Origin of the sequence: Algoriphagus sp. (assembly GCF_013373065.1) — a bacterium.
GTDB lineage: Bacteria > Bacteroidota > Bacteroidia > Cytophagales > Cyclobacteriaceae > Algoriphagus.
Window position 1 is genome coordinate 79,991 of sequence record NZ_JABXIN010000012.1, and the last position, 22,320, is coordinate 102,310.

Genomic DNA, 22,320 nt, shown 5'->3' on the forward strand with positions numbered 1-22,320 from the left:
AAGATCGGGGATTTTTTTAGGACTCTTCCAAAATGGAAACTGAAGTAGTATCGGTACATTCTCGTAGAAGTTCCAGGATACTTTTTCCTAATACCGGATGAACCAAATCAGGCAGCACATCTGCCAAAGGCTCCAGCACAAATCGCCTATTTGCAATCTCAGGATGGGGCACTTTCAAAACCGGTAAATCGATTTGATTTTGATCCCAAAATAGAATATCAATATCCATGGTTCGGTCTCCCCATTTGACATATCGCCTTCTGCCTAGATTTCGTTCGATTTGCTGAATCTGTTTTAAAAATCGCAAGGGCACTAACTGAGTTTTTAAAACCACAACTTGATTTAGGAAAGGCTCATCAGCCACTCCTCCCCAGGCCTCTGTCACAAAGATTCGGGATTCTACCTGAAGTTCACCGAGTTGAACTAATGCTTTTTTGGCATTTTCAAGGAGTTTTTTCCGATCTCCCTGATTTCCGCCCAATATCAAAACCGCCTCATGAACCATTTCTATGAAAAAATTGATTTTTAATACTACGCCAAATTAAACTAATTTAGGCTCGGAAATAAAATTACTATGAAATTCTTAGGGAACGTTTTAGCAGTTATTGTAGGCTTATTTATCTTCAGCATTTTGAGTTTTTTACTCTTTTTTGGGCTGATTGGAATTATTGCAGCATCAGGTGAAAAGGAAGTAAGTGTAGAGGATAATTCAATTCTACATCTAAACCTCAACGGGCGGGCTTTGGTCGAACGAACCTCAGATGAAGACCTCAATTTTGGACCTTTTGGAAACCCATTTGGAGGTGGACTTCAGGCAGGTTTGGTGAATTTGAAAAAAGCGATTCGCGAAGCAAAAACCAATGATAAAATCCAAGGAATTTATTTGAATACCGGGCTTATTTTAGCAGGCCAAGCCAACTTATTGGAACTTCGGGAAGAGCTTGAAAGCTTCAAAGAATCCGGTAAGTTCATCATTGCCTATGACGAAGCCTATTCTGAAGGAGGATATTATTTAGCGTCAGTTGCCGATGAAGTTTACCTAAACCCAATGGGCGCTATTGATTTTAATGGATTGGCCTCTGAAGTAATATTCCTTAAAGGCTTTTTCGAAAAAGTGGGGATTAAACCTGTTGTTTTCCGAGTGGGTGAATTTAAAAGTGCCGTTGAGCCTTTTATCCTTGATAAAATGAGTCCGGAAAACCGACTGCAAACACAATATTTTCTTGATGACATCAACCAAGAAATGATCCGCTCAGTAGCCAATTCCCGAGAAATTGCTATTGACAGCATGCTAGTCATCAATAACCAAATGCTCGTTCGAAAAGCACAAGATGCGCTAGGTTATGGATTGGTAGACGGACTAACCTACGAAGATGAAGTCCATGCAATCCTCCGAGAAAAATTAGGTTTGGGTGAGGATGATGAAATCAAGACGATCAATGCAACCAATCTCGGTTCAGTTGCAAAAAGCTCAAACTTAACGTCAAAGAATCGGATTGCGGTCATCTTGGCGGAAGGTGAAATCATGAGCGGAAATATGGATGGCGTAATCAGCTCGGACAAATTCGCAAAGGAAATTCGAAAAGCTCGAAAGGACGACAACATGAAGGCAATCGTCCTTCGTGTCAATTCTCCAGGGGGATCCATTTTGGCATCTGAAGTTATTTGGAGAGAGATGAATGAAGCAAAGAAGGTCAAACCAGTCATTGTTTCAATGGGAGAAGTGGCAGCTTCCGGGGGCTATTACATTTCTGCTCCAGCGGATACCATCGTTGCTCAACCCAACACCATCACAGGGTCAATAGGAATTTTTGGGCTTTGGTTTAATGTTCAGGAACTGATCAACGACAAGTTGGGTATTACCACCGATGTAGTTTCTACAGGAGAGCTTTCGGATTTCATGAATGTGGCCAGACCACTCTCTGAAGTAGAAAAAACCATTGTTCAAAACTCTATTGAAGAAGGGTATGAAATCTTTATTTCTCGGGTCGCTGAGGGTAGAAACATGAGTCCAGAAGCTGTGAAGGAAGTAGCATCTGGCAGAGTTTGGACGGGTAGCCAGGCTAAAGAGCGAGGATTGGTGGATGTCTTGGGAGGATTGGATACTGCAATTGAAATTGCTGCTGGTAAAATCGAGGCAGGAGATGATTATCGGGTTATCTATTATCCACAGGAAAAACCTTGGTTTGAAAAATTAATGGATGATTTATCCAACAATGTTCAGACTAAAATTCTTCAAGCGAGACTAGGGGAATATTTTGAACTTTATCAAAACCTTGAAAAAGTGAAAAATTACCAAGGTATTCAGGCGCGAATGCCTCAAGAAATAAAAATCTACTAGACGAGATAGAGGCTGGCTCGAAAGCCCAAGGTTACGTCATCGCGAGGGAAACGAAGCGATCTCAATATTGATTTAAATTAAATCGGGATAGATTGCTTCTCCGCCACGACGGATCGCAATTACGTAACTCTTTTGAGCCAGCCTCTTTTTTTAAGCTTTTTGTAATAAAATCAACCAGGCCTTTTTCACATCCCCTCCTTCCAAAACTTCTTGGGCATAGCGATGTAAATGATCAATCCAACTCGCTTGGTCATTTTGAAAACGAGCCCGCATTTCTTCAATCATTGGACTCTTTCCAAAATCCAAAATCTCTTCCTCAGCAGGCAGGCTTTCTACATTCCCTAACCTCCCTAAATTATTTCCAGTCAAAACAGGACTGTTTCTTATTTCCTCTGGTATCTGATCTACTCCTATCCCCATCGTGCTCAAAGGCTTGGGAATCTCAAAAAGACAGGGGCCATGAGTACGGGAGTACCAATTACCTCCCAGCCTTGCAACTAAATCGAGCTTATGAGGATCTATGACTCCTTTTTCGTTGAATATTGCTTCGTCCACATGTACACACAGAACCTCACAAATTACTAAGTTCCCAGAGCCTCCTTGATCTCCTAAGGGTTTTACCTCATTCACTTTACACTCAAATGAAACTCTCGCCTCTTTAATTCGGGGAGGTTTAACATGGGTAGATGCCACGGGAGTAAATCCAGCTTTCACAAATTCATCAACACCCTTTGGATACTCGGTACTTGCCAAAGACATCTGCTCAACCATTCCAAAATGAACCACATGGATGACGACTTCCGGAACCTCATGAACATTTTCCAAGGTATGCTTGGTGGTGTTGTCACGAACACGGCGAGAAGGGGAAAAAATCAAAATGGGTGGATTGGTACTGAATAAATTGAAAAAACTAAAGGGACTCAAATTCACATTTCCCTCTGCATCGATTGTACTGGCGAATGCTATCGGACGGGGTGCAATACTCCCCTGCAACAAGGCATGAAATTGAGGAATCGGTAGGTCTTTGGGATAAATTGTCTTCATTTAATTTTTAAGATTCAGGGATTCAGATTTCAAAAGAGCCTATGAATTACACTAAGGCTTTTCTTTTCTTCAAATTAAAAGGCATTTTTAAATGATAAACAAAAAGAATCCGAATAGTTCCATGAAGAATCTCACAAATCGTCTCAGCTTGGCTTTTTCCCTCTTTTTTCTAGTAGCAATTAATGCTACCATATCGGCTCAAAATCACCAAGTGGCCACGTTTAATATCCGCTGGGACAATCCCAATGATGAGGGAAATCTTTGGAAAGATCGGCTTCCTCATGTAGTTGGGTTAATAGAGTTTCATAAAATTGGTCTTTTCGGTATTCAGGAAGGCTTGCATCACCAAGTAACCCAACTTCAGGATGCGCTAGGTTATCAATACTTGGGTGTGGGCCGGGATGATGGAGATGAAAAAGGAGAATACACTGCAGTATTTTTTGATCCCAAGGAATTTAAAGTGCATGAGGAAGGGACATTCTGGCTCTCCCCCACTCCTGAAAAACCGAGCAAGGGATGGGATGCAGCCTTGAACCGAATTTGCTCTTGGGGAAAATTTGAAGATTCTGATGGAAACCAATTTTATGTTTTCAACATTCATTATGATCACATTGGTCAGCAGGCAAGAGAAGAAAGCAGCAAACTCGTTGTCCAAAAAATTGAGGAAATCAATACCCAAAGTTTACCGGTAATTTTGCTTGGAGATTTTAATGTGACTCCTGACAATCCCGCATACACCACCATCATCCAATCTTCAGGCTGGAAAGACACACGTTTGATATCCAAAAATCCATCCTATGGCCCAAGAGGAACATTTACTGGCTTCGATTGGGAGGTTTTACCGGATGGCATCATCGATCACATATTTATCAACGGTGACGCACAGGTTCTCCGACATGGAATTCTTAGTGATAATTATGGCAAAAAATACCCTTCGGATCACTTTCCTGTCATGGTAGAAGTCAAATTCTAAAACTGAAAAAGCCCCAATTGGGGCTTTTTTTATGCATTCATCAACTCTTCGATTTCTTCTACTTCGATGGGAATATTCCGCATCAAATCGAAATAACCATTTTCTTTAATAACGATATCATTTTCCAAACGAACCCCCAAGCCTTCTTCTTGAATGTAAATTCCCGGTTCTACCGTAAATACCATTCCTGCCGTAATTGGGTAATGCATGGTCCCTACATCATGGACATCCAATCCCAAATGATGGGAAGTGCCATGCATAAAGTATTTTTTATAGGCCGGCCAATTCGGATCTTGGTTTTTGATATCGGTTTGATCAATTAATCCAAGTCCCAGAAGCTCGGATTGCATAATCAACCCTACTTCTTTATGATAATCCTGAATGGTTACCCCTGGTCTCAAAATATTCATGGCTTCCCGTTGAACCCGAAGGACCGCATTATAAACTGCTTTTTGTCTATCGGTAAAACGGCCATTCACAGGAATGGTCCTAGTCATATCCGCGTTATAATTTCCGTATTCGGCTCCCACATCCATCAACAATAAATCTCCAGCCTGACACACCTTGTTGTTTTCAATGTAGTGCAACACGCAAGCCGCAGGTCCAGAAGCAATAATCGGTTCATAAGCAAAACCCTTACTTCTTCTGCAAACAAACTCATGCAAAAACTCTGCTTCGATTTCGTATTCAGTAACTCCCGGTTTAACAAAATTCAGGATTCTACGAAAGCCTTTCTCTGTGATATCACAGGCTATTTGAAGCTGATCGATTTCCTCTTGTTCTTTTACTCCACGCAATTCGTGCATGATTGGTGCTAGGCGCTCGTATTCATGAAGCGGATAGCGTTCTTTACAGGATTTGATAAAACGAGCATCTCGGGTTTCCACCACCACTCCGGCTCGAAGATGTTCATTGGTGTTGAGAAAAACCCGCTCAGACAAAGCCATTACCGAATTAAAAATGAGGTCAAAGTCAGCGAGCCAATGAATGTTTTTAATACCTGATGCACTTTCGGCTTCCTCCTTTGTGTACTTATGTCCTTCCCAAATTGCAATATGCTCATTTGTCTCCCGAAGAAACAATACCTCCCTCCAAGCAGGATTTGGGCAATCTGGAGCTAGCAATAAAATAGTCTCTTCCTGATCGATCCCACAGAGATAAAACAAGTCATTATTCTGCCGAAACTTCATCGTGCCATCTGCATTAGTAGGCATAATATCATTGGAATTGAGGACAGCGACTGAATTTTTGGCTAATTTCTGTGCTAATTTTGCTCTGTTTCGAATGTAGAGATCCGCTGGAAGTGGGGTATATTTCATTCCGATAATAAATTTGAAATTGAATTAAGTACCGGTTGGAAAATTACTTTCTTTGTAAAACCGGAGATTGAAATTGAGATAATCTTCTCAGTATTCCAAAAGACTTTGGATTTTGATTTTTGGTTGATTAAAAAAGCTATGCATCAAGTAAAAGAACTTGCCAATGGCATTCGGATTGTCCATCAAGAAGTGACCCATACCCGATTGGTTCATTGTGGATTTATCCTGAATATTGGGAGTCGCGACGAGACGAAAGAACAAGAAGGATTAGCCCATTTTTGGGAACACATGGCCTTCAAAGGAACGAAAAAGCGAAAGACCTTTCACATCCTTAATCGTCTCGAATCTTTGGGAGGAGAGTTGAATGCCTACACAACGAAAGAAAAAATCTGTTTTTATGCTTCTGTCTTGAAGGACCATTATGCGAAAGCGGCCGAATTACTTTTTGATATCACCTTCAATTCTACTTTTCCAGCCAAAGAAATCGAAAAAGAGCGTCAAGTGATTTTGGAGGAAATGGCCATGTACCGGGACTCGCCGGACGATTCTATTCAGGATGAATTGGACGCCTTGGTCTTTGAACATCATTCGCTCGGTCGAAATATTCTTGGAAGTGAAGAAACAGTCGGAAAATTCACTCAGCAGGATTTTTTTGATTTCATCGCAAGTCGCCTTGACACTTCACAGATCGTGTTTTCGGTGGTAGGAAACATTTCATTCTCCAAAGCAATCAGAGCTATTGAAGGAATGCTTTCCGAAATCCCAACCAAACGAACCCTCTATTTACGAAGTGGATTTAAAGATTATCAAGCAAAAACTGAACAAGTCAAGCGAGACATTACGCAATCTCTATGTGGAATGGGAAGACCTGCCTATTCCCTCCACGACCCCAAGCGATATAAATTATATCTGCTAAATAATATTTTGGGAGGTCCGAGTATGAATAGCAGGTTGAATATGGCCCTTCGGGAAAAGCATGGCTTGGTTTACAGCATCGAATCAAGTTATCAGCCATTTTCCGATGTTGGATTCTTTGGTATTTTTTTCGGCACCGAAGAAAAAACCTTGAATAAAGCCATCAAAATTGTCCAAAAAGAAATGAATCGGCTTCGGGACAAAAAATTGGGCACCCTTCAGCTTCACATGGCAAAAGAACAAGCCATGGGGCAAATGGCTATGGCTGAAGAAAATTATGCTGCCTTGATGTTGGTCTTTGGAAAAAGCCTAATCGACCATGGGAAAATCGACCCCTTAGAACGGATTTTTGACCAAATCAGGCAAACCACAGCCGAAGAATTGTTGGAGATTGCCAATGAGATTTTTGAGCCGAATCAAATCACCCAACTCACTTATTTACCGAATTAAGCATGGAGTTCATTGATCCTGAATTGCTCGCCTATTGTGAGGCTCATACCAGTTCCGAAGAAGAAATTCTTCAAAAAATCACTCGGGAAACCCAAGCCAAGGTACTCATGCCCCGAATGCTTTCGGGACCATTACAAGGAAAATTCCTTGAGCTTCTAGTCAAAATGTATCGCCCTCAGACTATTCTTGAAATAGGAACATACACCGGGTACTCTGCCATTTGCCTTGCGAAAGGGCTTGGTGAAAGTGGAAAACTGATTACGCTGGATATCAATGATGAATTGGAGGATCGTGTACGGGGATTCTTTGAAGAAAGTGGTCTGAATGAGAAAATAGACTATCGATTGGGAAATGCCTTGGATTTAATCCCTCAAATCCCAGGAGATTTTGATTTTGTTTTCATTGATGCTGATAAGGAAAATTATCTAACCTACTACCAATTAGTAATTGATCGGGTACCTTCAGGTGGAGTAATCCTAGCGGATAATGTACTCTGGTCTGGAAAAGTCCTTCCCAAAGGGAGAAAAAAACTGGATAAAGACACCGCTGCTTTATTGGATTTCAATCAATTTGTTGAAGAAGATAGTCGGGTGGAAAACATCCTTCTCCCCCTTCGGGATGGAATCATGCTAGCAAGAAAGCTTTAATCATATTTTAGGAATCATTTTTGCAACAGGGTGAGGCAGTAAAATTCTTATCCTGAAAATGAAGATTATTTCCAGACTCGCTTTTTCTATTTTTCTTTTGATTAGCCTTTGGGGAGAAGCATTGGCCCAAATCCCCCAAGTTCCTGCCGAGATGGAATTTGCCAATATGATTGTCCGAATCAATCCGCAGGCAAGACGTGAAATTCAGCTGGATGTGGATGCACTTTATCGAAGTCCCAAACATTTTCAAATCAAACTCGATCGAGTTAAGCTTTACATGCCGATTGTCGAGCGTGAATTTCAAGCAGTGGGAGTTCCTCAGGATTTGAAATATTTAGTCATTCAAGAAAGCGGTTTGATTGCGGATGCCGTCTCCACTTCCAATGCGGTGGGTTTTTGGCAGTTCAAACAAGGTACAGCAGAAGAAGTATTTCTTCAGGTAGATCGACAAATCGATGATCGAAAAAATATTGTCAATTCTTCCCGCGGCGCGGCACTTTACCTGAAAAAACACAATGAAAGTTTCGATAATTGGATGTGTGCGCTTGTTTCCTATCAAATGGGATTGGGCGGGGCCAAAGGCTACTTTGGAACTCGATACAATGGAAAACGAATCGTAGATATCGACCGAAACTCGCATTGGTATTTCAAGAAATTCCTGGCTCACAAAGTCGCCTTCGAAAATCAATTGACCGTTTTCGCAAGTGCAGGAAGTCCGAGATTAGTAGAAGTGAAGGTTCAAGGTCCTACTACCCTCTCTGATTTAGCTAAAAAATACAAGGTCTCTGAAGAACATCTACAGGAAATGAACAAATGGACATCCAATGGGAAAATTCCAGGAGGAAGAACGTATTCGCTGGTGTTTATTTCCACGGATGAATTGGATTTCAAACCTGCAATTGTCGAAAAAAACAAATCTACCAACCCGGCAACGAGTACTTCACCAAAATATAGTACTGCAAATTCCTATCCGAGAATTGGGGGAAATACCAGCAAATCAACCCAGCCTGACCAAATTACCGTCAATGAATTAGATGGGGTCCAGGCAGGCAAAACAACAACTCAAGCAAATTTTGCAGATCAAATCGGAATCAAAGAGAAAAAATTCAGACGCCTAAACGACCTAGAAGCTGGTGAGCGGATCGAAGCGGGAGAGTACTATTATACCGAAAAGAAGAAAACAAAAGCAGATGTAGCGACTCATATCGTTCAACCCGGAGAAACCCTATGGAGCATTTCGCAGAAATACGGGATCAAGCTTTCTGCTTTGAAAGCGAAAAACCGAATTCGAAGAGATCAAGACTTGAAGGCGGGAATGGTATTGAATCTGCAGGAACACAGAAAAAGAGGGGAAGATATTCCGATTGTTCCAATAAGGCAAGCCTCCAAAGAGGTGGTCGCAAAAAACACAAACACTTCAAGTCAGGGAAATTCGGGACGAATGCAATCCTCAAAATCACAGCCAACAGCTTCTAGCGCAGGAAGTAGCTTAACACATATTGTTTCTCCTGGAGATACATTGTATGGGATCAGTAAAAAATATGGAGTGACAGTGGACCAACTGAAAAGTTGGAATCGAATCGGGAATCAAAATATCATCAGTGTGGGGCAGAAATTAACTATCTTCAAGCCCTGATTTCAGCCTGTCTCAAAAATCCTATGAGCCGATTTTTATTTTTTGTTTGCCTTATTTTCATGGGGCTTGGGGGAAAACTACTCGCCCAAGACAGGCAGATTATTCCTGATACAGTCTTGATCAATGGGGACACACTTCTTATGCTTGGAGATTCTTTGTTGATTGAAGAGCCCGTGAAGGAAATCTTCTGGAAAACGGGAGGCAATTACAACCTGAATATTCAGCAAGTTACCCTAAGCAACTGGGCTGCTGGTGGGGCATCTTCCTTTGCCCTCAACTCAGGAGTTTCCCTTTTTGCTAATTACAAGAAAGATAAAAAGGTTTGGGATACGCAGCTTACCATCAATCTTGGTTTCAACCGCCAATCTGATCGGCAATATCAGACTCGGAAAACCAATGATAACTTCGTATTTGTCAGTAATTATGGCCGGGAGCTTTCTGAAGTCTATTACCTCTCCACACAAATTGATGCTCGAACGCAACTGTTGGAAGGTTTTAAATACTCCAGGCCTTCCGGAAGCGAAACAGACGTACGGACCAAAATTTCTGACTTGCTTTCACCAGGATATGTACAGTCTTCAACGGGTCTGAATTATCGAAAGACCTATGAAAAGGGAGGAAAGTTATCCGTCATTTTATCTCCATTTACAGGACGATTCACCATTGTCATGAATGACTCCTTAAGTAATGCTGGAGCCTTTGGGGTGACCCCGGGAGAAAATGTCAGAGCGGAAGCAGGAATGTCCCTCAACACATCCATCAATGGCTTTCAGTTGATGGAAAATGTGACATGGAAAGCAGAGCTGAACCTTTTTTCCAATTATGAACGCTTCGGAAATATGGTTGTGAACTTAAATTCAATCATCCGATTGAAAGTAAACAAATATATTTCTACCCGGATTGAGACTGCTATTATTTATGACGAAGAGGTTTTTATCAAACAGGACAACGGTACTTCCAAACAGGCCGTGCAGCTCCAAAACCTGATTAACTTTGGGATATCCCTGGATTTTTAGAAGTCGGTATCCAACTCAAATTTCTTAGCCAACTCCATCAAAGCAGGATGCTTTTTTAGAAGAAAATTCATCTTGTCTCGATCGGTATAAAGTTTCTGATGGGACTCATGAACTTCCTCTTTGACCTCTAATTGAACTGAAAAAGAGTTAGCTCCGGTCAATTTTCTAACCAAACCAATCAATTCCGGTTTCATCTTTTCAGCGATCTCTTCTTGGACCGTACCAATCACCTCAATCACCAAATCCCCATTTTGGACTTTAATTGGTTGTTGAAGAATGGCAAGCTCCAAGTTTTTCCCCTGACTTTTAAAATGAGCAAGAATATCAGGGAGATGCTTTTCTACCAATTCTCGAGAAAGATGCTGAACAGAAGTGGAAGGAATTAGCTCAACCGGGGATTCTTTTTCTTTAGCTGCCTCAGAAACTTCTTGTTTAGGCGTTGAAACCTCCTGCTTGCGGAATTTTTTGGCTTGTGCCAAATTGGTTGGAACCGAGATAGTCCTTTGGACAGGGGTTACCTTGGTGTGTATTTCAGTCGAAGCTTGCTGGTTGGAAGTCTCAGAACCAGGACTTGACTCAGCTTTTAGACTTTTTTTTTTGAATCCTCCACCGACAAGGCAGCCAATTGCAATGCGGCTGGAATTTTTGCCATTTTCATCAACGCCAATTCCACATGCAAGCGTTGATTTTTGCTGGCTTTATAATGGATATCACACTGATTCGCCAAATTAAGTGCTGAAAGTAAAAACGATTGGCTCGTCTGTCTCGCTTGCTCTAGGTAACGGACTTTCACTTCATCAGAAACTTCCATCAAGTCAACCGTCTGCTCATCCTGAGATACCAGCAAATCCCTGAAATGCTCGGAAAGACCAACGATGAAATTGTGACCATCAAATCCATTCCGTTGGATTTCATCAAAAATCAACAAACTCTTTGAAATATCTCCTTCGAGCAGAGCATCAACTACCTTAAAATAGTAGTCATAATCCAAAATATGAAGGTTGGAAATGGTCTCTTGGTAGGTGACCTTTTTGCCGGCAGAGTAAGTGACAATTAAATCGAAAATAGAGAGAGCATCCCGAAGGGCTCCATCAGCTTTTGCCGCAATCAAGCGAAGGGCCTCTTCTTCATAATCTACCTGCTCTTGCTTGGCGATGTATTGCAAGTGTTCGGAAATATGCTTGACTTGGATTCGATTGAAATCAAAAATCTGACATCTGGAAAGAATAGTCGGAAGAATTTTATGCTTTTCAGTCGTGGCCAAAATAAAAATCGCATACTTCGGCGGCTCCTCTAGTGTCTTCAAAAAGGCATTGAAGGCACTGGCTGAAAGCATGTGAACCTCATCAATGATGTATACTTTGTATTGGCCTTTTTGAGGAGCATAACGCACCTGTTCTACGAGATTCCGAATATCATCTACGGAATTGTTAGAGGCCGCATCTAGCTCATAAATATTGAAAGAAGCGTTATTTTGGAAGGAAACGCAAGACTCACAAGAGCCACAAGCCTCCTGATCTTCTCCGCGATTTTCACAGTTGATGGTTTTTGCCAAAATACGTGCGCAGGTGGTTTTCCCTACACCACGAGGGCCACAAAATAAAAATGCTTGTGCTAAATGGTTGTTTTTGATTGCATTCTGTAGTGTCGTTGTAATATGCTGCTGCCCAACTACACTTTTGAAATTATCAGGTCTGTATTTACGTGCCGAAACGACAAAATTTTCCATCGCTGCAAGATATAAAAATCTCTTTGATTGGAATGAAAGATTGGAAGATTTGAAAATTGAAAAATTTCAAAAAGGGCGGGAAGGTTTCTAGTTTTCGTTCTTTTTATCGGCCACAAACATCCTCTTATTTTTTCCTTGAAGGGAACCAAATTAGATTTACATTTGTCTTCCCATTGAATTGGGGCTGACCGGTTTTGACAGTAAGTGTAAAGATCGGGCTCGCATGCAGGCTGGAGTATGTACGGCCTTGAAAGATTCATACGAACGATAAATGGCGAAACTTCTTACGCCATGGCTGCATAATCTAACCTCAAGAGGATAGATCGCTTAAAGGGTTGAGTCCGCAAGGCGGATTCCCCAGCCACATCTCACCGTCTGTTGTCTGATCCGGGCGGATTCGAGGTGTCGACTTGATCGGGCTGCGGCTTGTGATGCGATTATGCGAGCTTAAGTTTTAATCGCTAAGCCAGACTCAGGTGTGTCACCCAGCATAGTCTGGTCGAAAACCCAATCGGTGACTAAGCATGTAGACGGTACGGTGTTTCCTTATCTGGACGCGAGTTCGAATCTCGCCAGCTCCACACCAAATCCCTCCATTTTAGTTGGGGGGATTTTTTTATGCCTCAGATTTCTTCCCAAATTCCTTAGGGTATTTGGCAGAATAGGCCATGATAAAACTTGGAATCGTAGCAATCACAACCCATACGAAGAAGCCGGGATAGCCCAACCATTCCTGCATATATCCTGAGATCATTCCCGGAACCATCATTCCCAAGGCCATAAAACCTGTAGCCAAGGCATAATGGGCTGTTTTATATAATCCTTCAGCCAGGAAAATCAAAAACACCATATATGCCGCAAAACCAAACCCATAACCCAACTGCTCAATCAGTACAACTGTCGCTGGAAAAAGAATACTTTCAGGCTGATACCAAGAAAGTAAGACATAACCCAAATTGGGTGCGTTGATGGCGAAAACCATGGGAATCATCCATTTTCCTAGCCCATGTCTCGAAATCAGGATTCCGCCGACAATCCCTCCTACGAGCAAAGCAATTACCCCTAGAGTCCCATACAAATATCCTACTTCGGTTACCGTCAGTCCCAAGCCTCCTTTTGCCCGATCATCCAAAAAAAACGGTGAGGCCATTTTAACCAATTGCGATTCCCCAAGCCGGTAGAGGAGAACAAAAGCTAGTGATAAACCAATGTTTTTCTTGGTAAAAAAACTAGAAAATACTTTCCCAAAACTAGGTTGATCTTCTTTAGAAACACGCTCCTCGATTACTTTCGGAGTAGCAAGGAAGTTAATCCCAGTCAAAAGCAACATCAAACCGGCCACCCCAATCATGGTCCAAGACCAAGCGGTCGAGGGATCGCCGAATTTTTCTTCCAAAAAGCCTGCTCCAATGACAATCAAACCCTGACCTGTAATCATCCCAACCCGATAAAAAGTACTCCGCATCCCCACGAAGAAACTTTGCTGGTCAGGTTTTAAAGCGATCAAATAAAGCCCATCGGAGGCAATATCATTAGTTGCAGAAGCAAAAGCTCCCATCCAGAAAAAGGCAAGCGTGATCAGAAAAAATTGATTCAAACCTGTCGTCAAGCCTACGCCCAAAAAGACTAGAGAAAGGATCAATTGCATTGTTAAAAACCATTGCTTCTTATTACCAAACAACTCCAGGATGGGACTCCAAATAGGTTTGATGACCCAAGGCAAATACAAAAAGGAAGTGTATAAACCGATATCGGAATTAGATACGCCGAGGCTTTTGTACATGATCACCGAAACCGTAATGATAATAACATAGGGCAGAGACTCGGTCAAATACAAAGAAGGCACCCAAATCCAAGGGTTTTTCGATTGATGTTGGGTCATGATTTTCTTAATAAATGCTTATAAATACTGACTTCAGAGCCTTCAATAATTTGAGCTCCAACTGCCTTTTCATAAAACTCCGCCGGGCCTACTCCCCCAATAATTGCATAGGCATATCCCATTTCCCGAAGGGATTCCAAGGATTTGATCAAAAGAACTTTGCCAATCCCTTTGCCCCTTTCGGTTTCTTTGGTCCCAGTAGGGCCAAAAAAATTCCTGGCTGTGCTCTCATAGCAAGCAAATCCCAGGATTTGATTTTCCCGTTGGGCGATCCAGCAAGTAATGGGCTGCCGGGAAAAGGCTACCTCCACTTCTGATTTCCAATACTCTCCAAATTGCTCTAGGACCCATTCACTTACCAAATGCTTCTCTGGAGCAATGGCTCTTCGAAATACGACCTTGTCTTTTTCAAAAAGTCTTTTTTGCAAATCGGAAACATCCGGGAGTTCAAGGAGTCTAACGAGCATATCTTTCATGGCAAAGAAGGGCTTAGATTATGAAATACCTGCGATCCTAGGATCCTACCAAAATGATCAAGCCAATGGATAGCCAAAAACTCCTGATTACTTGTTCTGATAGCCAGATTTGATACTCGGGAACCTCCCACCCAAATTTTTTGAATAGGAGCAGTTTGTAAGCTTTCAAGGCTTTTCCCCTCTCGAAACAGGACATATCGGATCGCTGGATCAAGAGGACCATCAAGTTCCAATCGGAGTTCTTGTCCTTCATTACTCAGGCCACGAACCTGCGGCATACTAATTTCAACTTGCTGTCTAGGTTCAAATGCCGGTGGAAGCACGGGTTTATCATACAATTGATTTTTTAGTAATCCTGCTACATCCTGATTTTTGGAATAGAGCGATTTTGCAGAAAAATAAGAATTGCCACCCAATGCAGGCAAGGTACGGATATAAGCTACCTGTCGGATTAATTCTTCGGGATCATTCCAAGCCACATCAGCATTATCGCGAATTTTGTAAGGACCATTACCGATGTAAACGGCAGTTCCAAAAGATCGCTCATTCCACCAGTCACTGAGCACCCGATAACTTGCCAAGGAAAAGTCCATACTCCAGTAAAGCTGTGGAATCAGGTAATCGATCCACTTATTTTCCATCCAGGTTAATGGATCTGCGTAGAGATCATCAAAGTTTGTTTGTCCAGCTTGTGTGGCAGAGCCATTGGGGTCTTTGTCTTTATTTCTCCACACTCCAAATGGGGAAATCCCAAATTGAACCCATGGTTTGGAAGCTTTGATCGTCTGACACACTTCTTTCACCAAGGTATTTACATTTTCTCTTCGCCAATCGGCTATGCTTTGACCTGATTTCTTGAATTTTTGAAAGGTAGCCTGATCGGGAAATTCTTGGTTAGCTACCTTATATGGGTAGAAATAGTCATCAAAATGAATGGCATCCACATCATAATTATAAACTATTTCCTGAATGATTTTTTTCAAATGTTCTTTGACTTCAGGCAAACCTGGATTGTAATAATACTTAGAACCATAATTCAACATCCAATCGGGATGTAGAAAAAAATCATGATCTGGACTCAGTAATTCTGTCTTATCATCAAAGGTTGCCCGGTAGGGATTGAGCCAAGCATGAAATTCTATTCCTCGAAGATGTGTCTCGCGAATCATCCAGGAGAGGGGATTTTCTAAGGTTTGGGGAGACTTTCCTTCCTGCCCCGTAAGATATCGGGACCAAGGAGCGTAATTACTTGGATAAAATGCATCCCCTGCAGCTCGAATCTGCACAATTGCTGCATTGAAGTTCAAACCTTGATAATAATCTAGAAGCTTCAAAAAATCAGCCTTTTGCTTTTCCCAGGAATCGGTACCTGATTCCGGCCAATCAATATTTACCACTGTGGCCACCCAGAATCCTCTAAATTCCCGAGGTTGTTGTGGCAATTCAAAATTCACCTCTACAAAATCTGTTTTTTCAGAAGGTGGTATAGGTTCTATTTTAGGGGTTTCTTCTCTCGGGGTTTCCGGTTTCGGTTCAACTTTTTGAGGAATGGTTTGCTGCGTTTTACAAGCTACCATCAGAAACAAAAATCCGAAAAGCAAAAAAAGTAATGAAACGTATCGATTCATAAATCAGAACTTGGGAAGGGGTTGAAGTCCTAGATCAGAGAGGTTTTTTCGAAGTTTGTTCATAAAAGCATCCCCAGGATCGGTTTTGACAGTCCGATAATCAGGGTCAGCCTCTTTCCAAAGTGGTGTCTCCTGAAAAAGCTGATACTCGTGATGCCCGATCACATAGTCAATCGCAGGGTATTTTTTCTTCAAATAGCGAATAAGTTCTTCGTTTGCCACCAGTTGCTCATCTGTCAGAGGAGCATCAGGCCCTCCCACATTTTCAATTCCGATGGCACAATAATTCAAGCCGATGGTATGCCTGGCAAATGTAGTATCTGGTAAAAGCCGAAAGATAGTCCCATCTCGATCGATCAAAAACTGGCTCGACACATTGAGATTACTCGCGCTGGTAAGATCTTCTCTACCCCCTAAAGTTGGACTATCAAAAACATCAAAGGTCACTTCGATATTATCAATAGCTGTCCAATGCACTACCACCATTTGAGGTTTGATAGTAGCAGTTTCTTGAATCAGCCCATGACGGTCTTTGAGGTATTGAATCGACAAAGCCTCTCGCTCATCATTCCAAGTGATGGGTTTTTCAAAAATCCGAAAGGTTGATTTGGGAGCACAGGAAAAAATCATCAAGGGTAAAAACCCCAGTAAAAAGGAGAATGAAAACCAACTTTTTTTCATAATGCAATCAAATTTCTGGTTGAGCTAAACTACCTAGAAAATCGCATTTTCGGGAAGCAAACTCGACAATATTTACCAGCCTATCACAATTTTCTCATCCACTTCCTTTGGATTTTCCTCAATAAATGAGAAAAAGAGCAGATCGATTTTTTAATGAAAAATCGAGAAATTATTCACCACGACCAGTTTCCATCAAAGGAATATCTGTCAAATCTTCAATCCTCACCTGCTTGCCTTGCTCAATCGAATTTCGAGCTGCAATTCCTACCAAGATAGACATCGCTCCATCCCTGCTTCCCGCGGATTGCCGCCAAGGATCAGGCATATTCGGGTCTTTAAATAACTTATCCTTTAAGCGGGTATCCCCTCCTCCATGGCCACCTCCACCATGCGGAATGATGATCTCTTCTCGTTTCCCAAAATTTTTGATCAGGTAAAGCACATCCTCCGCTTTCTCTTCCCAAGGCTGCCGCTCTTTGATCCATGCTTCCAAACGACCCTTTGTTCCATTAAAAGCAATCCGATATCCCTCATATGGGGAATATGAAGTCAAGGAATAGCTGACTTGAACTTTGTTTTTGTACTTGATTTGAACAGCCATTTTATCATAAATATCTACATCTTCCTGGAAGACACAGCCGTCCCGATCATAGCCATCGTATTCATAATTATCCACATAGAGCTTCTTTAAATGTTCATTTCGGGTGATATCCCAGAAAAAATCACACTCACCTTTGTGTGGACAGGTTCTACAATTTTTACCACGAAAAGGTCCATTTTTTCCATAAAATTCCAATTCTCCATAAGCAAAAACTTCCTCTGGATCTGAATCAATCCACCAGTTCAACAAATCGAAATGATGGGTTGACTTATGCACCAATAAGGATCCTCCAAACTCTTTTCTTCGATGCCATCTTCGGAAATAATCAGCCCCATGATAAATATCCAAATACCAATGAAAGTCGACTGAGGTTAAATCTCCAATCTCTCCAGTCCGCAAAATCTCATACATCCGTTGGCGATGGGGCGAGTACCGATAGTTGAAGGTAACAATCAACTTTTTCCCGGACTTTCGTTCTGCATCCAATATTGCCTGACACTTGAATTCATCTGTGGTCATTGGCTTTTCAGATATGACATGGAGCCCTGCTTTTAGTCCCATTATGATATATTCATGGTGTGTACTGTCCATCGTCGTCACAATAAGCACATCGGGCTTGGTTTCCTGAATCATTTGAGCACCATCCGTGAAAATTGGACAATCGACACCAATATATTCTTTGGCATAGTTCAACCGCCCTTCATTGATATCACTAAGCCCCACAAATTCCACTTGATCTCCATAAGCTCGAACCACATCTCTACCAAACATGGTCGTTCCTCGAATTCCTGTTCCTATCAGGGCTATTCGCATTTTTTCACTAGGCCTATTAAAAATTGACAAAGCCTCCGCTACCGGATGAACAAAAAATGATCCTGCTAATAGGCTTCCAGAAAGTGCAATAAAATCTCTTCGGGATTGGGCATTTTTAGAATTCATGGTTTTGGGGTTTAAAAAGGATTCCATCTAAGATAAAAATCAAAAGTGGCTACTCCCAACTAATCCTCGGAAACCATTTCATTTTGTCAATTTCTGTTTTTGCAAAACTTTAAAGTGTACTAATTAGTATTTTTGAATATGAATCAAACAGCCACCCTAGAGCGAAACATCTCTATTAGCGGTCTTTTACGAATCAGTAGACCGATCAATTTACTTTTGGTGGCTTTCACCCAACTGATGACTGCTTATTTTTTGATTGAAAGCAGTCCCCAAGGCACGCCGGTATTGGAAGACTTCCGACTATATCTCCTGATTTTCTCCACCCTATTGATTACCGCCGCCGGCTACATGATCAATGATTATTACGATGTGAAAATTGATTATGTCAATCGCCCGGAGGAAGTAATTATCGGAAAAGGAATCAAGCGTCGGGTAGTTCTTGTGTTACATACACTTTTCAATTTCGCCGGAATTGGATTAGGCTGGATCGTCTCTCCTAGGATTGCCCTGGTTAATTTTTTTGCAGCTTTCCTGCTTTGGCTTTACAGCAACCGATTAAAACGGGAACCCTTCATTGGCAATCTAACCGTAGCTTTTTTGACAGGCCTTTCGGTTTACATGCTTGAGTTCTACTATCAGAAAAACGAGCTATTGGTTTTTACTTATGCCATTTTTGCGTTTTTCTTGAACCTAATTCGTGAAATCATCAAAGACATTGAAGACCGACAGGGAGACCGAAAACACGGTTGCAATACGCTTCCCATCGTCTTGGGTTTTCGGAAAACAAAACAGATCATTTTTGTAATTGCAGCGAGTTTCGTGACGGCGATTGTGATTGTCACCATTCAGCTAAATGACCCAAGACTCTTCATCTATTTCGGAGCCTTGGGAATCCTTTTTTCTTGGTTTATGCGTCGAGTATATTATGCGGACCGCAAGACTCACTTCACTCAATTGAGCTCCTTTGCAAAAATCCTAATGTTATTGGGAACGCTAAGCATGGGATTCCTCTGAAAATTGACTTTTTATAATAGAAAGCTTTATTTTTTTACCAATTTTTTAATTTATCTGATACTTTTATTAAAATTTTACAATATGTCCAGCCAGCAAACCCTTGTGATAAAAATTGGCTCCAATGTCCTAACACAAAGCAATGGCCTTCCGGACCTTTCCCGAATGGAGCATTTGACGGGACAAATCATGGCCCTTCGAAAAACTGGTAAAAAAGTAGTGTTGGTCAGTTCCGGGGCGGTTGCTTTTGGAAAGCAACACAACCCACTTCCTGAAAAACTAAACCCAATTCTTAAGAAACAGATTTGGGCAGCAACTGGCCAAGTTCGGTTGATTCAAGAATATCAGCATCTCTTTCAAGCAAAAAACCAAGGCATCGCGCAGGTTTTGGTTACTAAAGAAGACTTCCGGGACCGGAAACATTATTTAAATATGAAAAATTGTGTGGAAGCCCTTCTTCAACAGGACATCATCCCCATCGTAAATGAAAATGATACGGTGACGATCACCGAACTGATGTTTACTGACAATGATGAGCTTGCAAGTCTTACGGCTGCCATGATAAATGCCGACTCCTTGCTTATTTTGAGTAATGTGGATGGGATTTTTACAGGAAATCCTGAAGACCCAAGTTCGGAATTAATTGAATCAGTCAATGCTTCAGTGGCTGAAATTTCCAACTACATTACTGCTTCAAAATCCTCTTTTGGACGCGGAGGCATGCTAACCAAGTTTGCAATGGCAAAAAAATCAGCGGACTTAGGAATAGAAGTAATTATCACCAATGGGAAAAAAGATGGATGTCTGACGGATTTTTTGAATAATAGGCTTCGATGTACGCGTTTTGAGACCAAGAAGAAAAAGCAGGCGAGTAAAAAATGGCTGGCACATGGAAGCGACTATTTCAAAGGGGAGGTCTTCATCAATGAAGGGGCAAAAAAATCCCTGACTTCGACTGTTATCAGGAGTCTATTACCGATAGGTGTAACTCAAATAAAAGGAGAATTCGAAAAAGGAGATATCATTTTGATTCGGGATGAATCCAATGAAAAGATTGGTCTGGGAAAGGCGGCCTATTCCTCCAAATCTGCAAATGAGAAAATCGGTCTCAAAAACCAAAAACCCATCATCCACTACGATTACCTCTACTTATTTGATCATGACTGATTTTACACCGATTTTTCAATCTGCAAAGATATCCAGTCGCAAACTGGCTTCACTTGAAAACAATCAAGTCCAAAAAATCCTATTCAACTTGGCAGATTTCATGGTCAGTCAATCCGATTTTTTAATTCAAGAAAATCAACGCGATCTAGAGCGAATGGATCCATCAAACCCGATGGTTGATCGCTTATTGCTCACCCCGTCTCGAATAGAAGGAATCGCCCAAGAAATGCGACAGGTCGCTGAACTTCCAAGCCCTCTTCATATTTCATTGGAAGAAAAAGTACTCCCGAATGGGCTTTTTCTAGAAAAAATCACTGTTCCTCTTGGGGTAATTGGGATTATTTATGAAGCCCGACCCAATGTCACGTTTGATGTGTTTTCACTAGCATTGAAATCCGGGAACGGCTTGATCCTCAAAGGTGGTTCAGATGCTGATTTTTCAAATCGTGCGATTATGTCATTAATCCATCAAGTGCTTGAAAAGTTTGGTATCCCAACCGATGCTTTTCTACTATTGCCGGCAGATCGAGCTGCCACAAAAGCTCTTTTGGAGGCAGTCGATGAAGTGGATGTGATAATTCCCAGAGGTTCTCAAGGGCTCATTAATTACGTTCGACAACATGCAAAAGTCCCTGTAATTGAAACCGGTGCGGGAATCGTCCATACCTATGTAGATGAAACCGCGGATTTGGAAAAAGCAAAAACCATCATTCATAATTCCAAAACCCGACGACCTGGCGTATGTAATTCCTTGGACTGTTTAGTGATTCAAGAAAAACAGCTATCGAATTTATCGGAACTGATCCAACCTCTATTAGACAGTGGTGTCAAAATTTTTGCGGATGAAAAAGCATTTGCTTCTCTCCCAAAACATGATCTGGTTCAATTGGCAGAAACGGAGCATTTTGGAATAGAATTTCTAAGCCTTCAACTAGCCATCAAAACGGTAAAAAATATAGATGAGGCCTTAGAGCATATCGCCACCTATTCTTCCCGTCACTCGGAAGCGATTGTTTCGGAAAATCAAGAGAACCTAAATCGGTTTTTAAGAGAAGTGGATGCTGCTGCAGTTTACGCAAATGCCTCTACTGCATTTACCGATGGGGCTCAATTTGGTTTGGGTGCCGAAATCGGAATTTCTACACAAAAACTTCATGCGCGAGGACCTATGGCCCTACGTGAATTGACCAGCTACAAATGGATTATTCGAGGAAACGGGCAAATCCGAACTTAGGATTTTTGAGCATGCCGCTGAATCAAGACTTCCATTACTTCGTCCAATTCGATTTCTTTCGCTTCCAACAAAACCAAGTAATGGAAAAGCAAGTCTGCAGCTTCTCCTAAGAAAAGATCCTTGTTGTCATCTTTGGCCTCAATGACGATCTCAACCGCTTCTTCCCCGACTTTCTGTGCCACCTTATTGATTCCTTTGGCAAAAAGGGAGGCGGTATAAGATTTATCAGATGGGTTATTTTTCCGATCCTTAATTATCGACCGAAGTTGATCGATAAAACCTGTTTTAGATGAATTCACTTCAAAAAAACAAGTATCTGCTCCCGTATGACAAACGGGGCCTTTTGGATTGGCCTTGATTAAGATTGAATCACCATCACAATCAACAGCCATTGAAACCAACTCCAAAAAATTTCCAGAAGTCTCTCCTTTGGTCCACAATCTGTTTTTGCTTCTGCTAAAAAAAGTAACCATACCCGTATCTTGTGTTTTGCTGAAGGCCTCTTCATTCATATAACCCTGCATGAGCACTTTCCCGCTCACCGCATCCTGCACAATTGCCGGCACCAAGCCGTTCATTTTATTGAAGTCGATATTCATCTTTATCCTTACTATTTAACTGAATTTTAAAA

At 41.6% G+C, this 22,320-nt stretch carries 20 protein-coding genes and 1 other RNA gene; 10 read left to right on the plus strand and 11 right to left on the minus strand.

Annotated elements, in window-relative coordinates; translation table 11 throughout:
• Window positions 1-16 precede the first annotated feature (16 nt).
• Window positions 17-505: a 2-amino-4-hydroxy-6-hydroxymethyldihydropteridine diphosphokinase gene (folK, locus tag HWE15_RS08415; RefSeq protein WP_290507079.1), complete on the minus strand. Its 489-nt coding sequence runs from the start codon at window positions 503-505 to the stop codon at window positions 17-19.
• A gap of 69 nt (window positions 506-574) precedes the next feature.
• Here folK and sppA point away from each other — a divergent pair, with 69 nt between their 5' ends.
• A complete protein-coding gene (gene sppA / locus HWE15_RS08420) occupies window positions 575-2,341 on the plus strand; it encodes a signal peptide peptidase SppA (protein ID WP_290507080.1) in 1,767 nt (588 codons plus the stop codon).
• Between the two features lie 150 nt (window positions 2,342-2,491).
• Here sppA and HWE15_RS08425 read toward each other — a convergent pair whose 3' ends face one another.
• A complete protein-coding gene (locus HWE15_RS08425) occupies window positions 2,492-3,385 on the minus strand; it encodes a flavin reductase family protein (RefSeq protein ID WP_290507081.1) in 894 nt (297 codons plus the stop codon).
• A 121-nt stretch (window positions 3,386-3,506) separates the two neighbouring features.
• Here HWE15_RS08425 and HWE15_RS08430 point away from each other — a divergent pair, with 121 nt between their 5' ends.
• Complete coding sequence (locus tag HWE15_RS08430) at window positions 3,507-4,358, plus strand: endonuclease/exonuclease/phosphatase family protein (protein ID WP_290507082.1); 852 nt, start codon at window positions 3,507-3,509, stop codon at window positions 4,356-4,358.
• 29 nt (window positions 4,359-4,387) lie between these two features.
• On the opposite strand, the gene HWE15_RS08435 is transcribed toward HWE15_RS08430, so the two are convergent.
• Window positions 4,388-5,677: an aminopeptidase P family protein gene (locus HWE15_RS08435; protein ID WP_290507083.1), complete on the minus strand. Its 1,290-nt coding sequence runs from the start codon at window positions 5,675-5,677 to the stop codon at window positions 4,388-4,390.
• A 138-nt stretch (window positions 5,678-5,815) separates the two neighbouring features.
• On the opposite strand from HWE15_RS08435, the gene HWE15_RS08440 reads away from it, so the two are divergent.
• The 4 genes from HWE15_RS08440 to HWE15_RS08455 are packed head-to-tail and all read left to right on the plus strand — an operon-like array spanning window position 5,816 to window position 10,341.
• Complete coding sequence (locus tag HWE15_RS08440) at window positions 5,816-7,042, plus strand: pitrilysin family protein (protein ID WP_290507084.1); 1,227 nt, start codon at window positions 5,816-5,818, stop codon at window positions 7,040-7,042.
• Between the two features lie 2 nt (window positions 7,043-7,044).
• On the plus strand, window positions 7,045-7,689 hold the full coding sequence (locus tag HWE15_RS08445; RefSeq protein ID WP_290507085.1) for an O-methyltransferase: 645 nt from the start codon (window positions 7,045-7,047) through the stop codon (window positions 7,687-7,689).
• A 58-nt stretch (window positions 7,690-7,747) separates the two neighbouring features.
• Complete coding sequence (locus HWE15_RS08450; RefSeq protein ID WP_290507086.1) at window positions 7,748-9,325, plus strand: LysM peptidoglycan-binding domain-containing protein; 1,578 nt, start codon at window positions 7,748-7,750, stop codon at window positions 9,323-9,325.
• Between the two features lie 23 nt (window positions 9,326-9,348).
• Window positions 9,349-10,341: a DUF3078 domain-containing protein gene (locus HWE15_RS08455; RefSeq protein ID WP_290507087.1), complete on the plus strand. Its 993-nt coding sequence runs from the start codon at window positions 9,349-9,351 to the stop codon at window positions 10,339-10,341.
• Here HWE15_RS08455 and HWE15_RS08460 read toward each other — a convergent pair.
• Together HWE15_RS08460 and HWE15_RS08465 are read right to left on the minus strand one after the other, a co-directional pair.
• Window positions 10,338-10,820 (minus strand): hypothetical protein, encoded by a 483-nt coding sequence (locus HWE15_RS08460; protein ID WP_290507088.1) that lies wholly within the window; start codon window positions 10,818-10,820, stop codon window positions 10,338-10,340. The genes HWE15_RS08455 and HWE15_RS08460 overlap by 4 nt on opposite strands.
• Window positions 10,821-10,924: 104 nt before the next feature.
• Window positions 10,925-12,070: a DNA polymerase III subunit gamma/tau gene (locus HWE15_RS08465; protein WP_290507089.1), complete on the minus strand. Its 1,146-nt coding sequence runs from the start codon at window positions 12,068-12,070 to the stop codon at window positions 10,925-10,927.
• 180 nt (window positions 12,071-12,250) lie between these two features.
• Between HWE15_RS08465 and ssrA the strand changes: the two genes are divergently transcribed.
• Window positions 12,251-12,654: a transfer-messenger RNA gene (ssrA, locus tag HWE15_RS08470) on the plus strand.
• Between the two features lie 32 nt (window positions 12,655-12,686).
• Here the strand turns inward: ssrA and HWE15_RS08475 are convergent.
• The 5 genes from HWE15_RS08475 to HWE15_RS08495 all read right to left on the minus strand — a co-directional run bounded on the left by HWE15_RS08475 (window position 12,687) and on the right by HWE15_RS08495 (window position 18,277).
• On the minus strand, window positions 12,687-13,952 hold the full coding sequence (locus HWE15_RS08475; protein ID WP_290507090.1) for an MFS transporter: 1,266 nt from the start codon (window positions 13,950-13,952) through the stop codon (window positions 12,687-12,689).
• Entirely contained in the window at window positions 13,949-14,428 is a 480-nt protein-coding gene (locus HWE15_RS08480; protein WP_290507091.1) for a GNAT family N-acetyltransferase, read from the minus strand. Before HWE15_RS08480 ends, HWE15_RS08475 begins: the two co-directional genes overlap by 4 nt.
• Window positions 14,425-16,056, minus strand: coding sequence for a family 10 glycosylhydrolase (locus tag HWE15_RS08485; RefSeq protein WP_290507092.1), 1,632 nt, complete (start codon window positions 16,054-16,056; stop codon window positions 14,425-14,427). Before HWE15_RS08485 ends, HWE15_RS08480 begins: the two co-directional genes overlap by 4 nt.
• 3 nt (window positions 16,057-16,059) lie before the next feature.
• Window positions 16,060-16,737 carry an N-acetylmuramoyl-L-alanine amidase gene (locus tag HWE15_RS08490; protein ID WP_290507093.1) on the minus strand — a complete coding sequence of 226 codons (678 nt, stop codon included), beginning with the start codon at window positions 16,735-16,737 and terminating at the stop codon, window positions 16,060-16,062.
• A gap of 169 nt (window positions 16,738-16,906) precedes the next feature.
• Entirely contained in the window at window positions 16,907-18,277 is a 1,371-nt protein-coding gene (locus HWE15_RS08495; RefSeq protein WP_290507094.1) for a Gfo/Idh/MocA family oxidoreductase, read from the minus strand.
• A gap of 138 nt (window positions 18,278-18,415) precedes the next feature.
• Here HWE15_RS08495 and HWE15_RS08500 point away from each other — a divergent pair, with 138 nt between their 5' ends.
• From HWE15_RS08500 to HWE15_RS08510, 3 genes are all read left to right on the plus strand, one after another.
• Window positions 18,416-19,291 (plus strand): geranylgeranylglycerol-phosphate geranylgeranyltransferase, encoded by an 876-nt coding sequence (locus tag HWE15_RS08500; protein ID WP_290507095.1) that lies wholly within the window; start codon window positions 18,416-18,418, stop codon window positions 19,289-19,291.
• Window positions 19,292-19,372: 81 nt separating this feature from the next.
• Window positions 19,373-20,455, plus strand: coding sequence for a glutamate 5-kinase (proB, locus tag HWE15_RS08505; protein WP_290507096.1), 1,083 nt, complete (start codon window positions 19,373-19,375; stop codon window positions 20,453-20,455).
• Window positions 20,448-21,689 (plus strand): glutamate-5-semialdehyde dehydrogenase, encoded by a 1,242-nt coding sequence (locus tag HWE15_RS08510; RefSeq protein ID WP_290507169.1) that lies wholly within the window; start codon window positions 20,448-20,450, stop codon window positions 21,687-21,689. Before proB ends, HWE15_RS08510 begins: the two co-directional genes overlap by 8 nt.
• On the opposite strand, the gene hisIE is transcribed toward HWE15_RS08510, so the two are convergent.
• The gene (gene hisIE, locus HWE15_RS08515; RefSeq protein WP_290507097.1) at window positions 21,686-22,288 is read right to left on the minus strand and encodes a bifunctional phosphoribosyl-AMP cyclohydrolase/phosphoribosyl-ATP diphosphatase HisIE; all 603 of its coding nucleotides are present in this window, start codon (window positions 22,286-22,288) and stop codon (window positions 21,686-21,688) included. The genes HWE15_RS08510 and hisIE overlap by 4 nt on opposite strands.
• Window positions 22,289-22,320: the final 32 nt, after the last annotated feature.

What these genes read in the sequence shown, in the direction of transcription:
- folK (WP_290507079.1), bottom strand. Translation starts at nt 505, where the DNA reads ATGGTTCATGAGGCGGTTTTGATATTGGGCGGAAATCAGGGAGATCGG.
- sppA (WP_290507080.1), top strand. Translation starts at nt 575, where the DNA reads ATGAAATTCTTAGGGAACGTTTTAGCAGTTATTGTAGGCTTATTTATC.
- HWE15_RS08425 (WP_290507081.1), bottom strand. Translation starts at nt 3,385, where the DNA reads ATGAAGACAATTTATCCCAAAGACCTACCGATTCCTCAATTTCATGCC.
- HWE15_RS08430 (WP_290507082.1), top strand. Translation starts at nt 3,507, where the DNA reads ATGAAGAATCTCACAAATCGTCTCAGCTTGGCTTTTTCCCTCTTTTTT.
- HWE15_RS08435 (WP_290507083.1), bottom strand. Translation starts at nt 5,677, where the DNA reads ATGAAATATACCCCACTTCCAGCGGATCTCTACATTCGAAACAGAGCA.
- HWE15_RS08440 (WP_290507084.1), top strand. Translation starts at nt 5,816, where the DNA reads ATGCATCAAGTAAAAGAACTTGCCAATGGCATTCGGATTGTCCATCAA.
- HWE15_RS08445 (WP_290507085.1), top strand. Translation starts at nt 7,045, where the DNA reads ATGGAGTTCATTGATCCTGAATTGCTCGCCTATTGTGAGGCTCATACC.
- HWE15_RS08450 (WP_290507086.1), top strand. Translation starts at nt 7,748, where the DNA reads ATGAAGATTATTTCCAGACTCGCTTTTTCTATTTTTCTTTTGATTAGC.
- HWE15_RS08455 (WP_290507087.1), top strand. Translation starts at nt 9,349, where the DNA reads ATGAGCCGATTTTTATTTTTTGTTTGCCTTATTTTCATGGGGCTTGGG.
- HWE15_RS08465 (WP_290507089.1), bottom strand. Translation starts at nt 12,070, where the DNA reads ATGGAAAATTTTGTCGTTTCGGCACGTAAATACAGACCTGATAATTTC.
- HWE15_RS08475 (WP_290507090.1), bottom strand. Translation starts at nt 13,952, where the DNA reads ATGACCCAACATCAATCGAAAAACCCTTGGATTTGGGTGCCTTCTTTG.
- HWE15_RS08480 (WP_290507091.1), bottom strand. Translation starts at nt 14,428, where the DNA reads ATGAAAGATATGCTCGTTAGACTCCTTGAACTCCCGGATGTTTCCGAT.
- HWE15_RS08485 (WP_290507092.1), bottom strand. Translation starts at nt 16,056, where the DNA reads ATGAATCGATACGTTTCATTACTTTTTTTGCTTTTCGGATTTTTGTTT.
- HWE15_RS08490 (WP_290507093.1), bottom strand. Translation starts at nt 16,737, where the DNA reads ATGAAAAAAAGTTGGTTTTCATTCTCCTTTTTACTGGGGTTTTTACCC.
- HWE15_RS08495 (WP_290507094.1), bottom strand. Translation starts at nt 18,277, where the DNA reads ATGAATTCTAAAAATGCCCAATCCCGAAGAGATTTTATTGCACTTTCT.
- HWE15_RS08500 (WP_290507095.1), top strand. Translation starts at nt 18,416, where the DNA reads ATGAATCAAACAGCCACCCTAGAGCGAAACATCTCTATTAGCGGTCTT.
- proB (WP_290507096.1), top strand. Translation starts at nt 19,373, where the DNA reads ATGTCCAGCCAGCAAACCCTTGTGATAAAAATTGGCTCCAATGTCCTA.
- HWE15_RS08510 (WP_290507169.1), top strand. Translation starts at nt 20,448, where the DNA reads ATGACTGATTTTACACCGATTTTTCAATCTGCAAAGATATCCAGTCGC.
- hisIE (WP_290507097.1), bottom strand. Translation starts at nt 22,288, where the DNA reads ATGAATATCGACTTCAATAAAATGAACGGCTTGGTGCCGGCAATTGTG.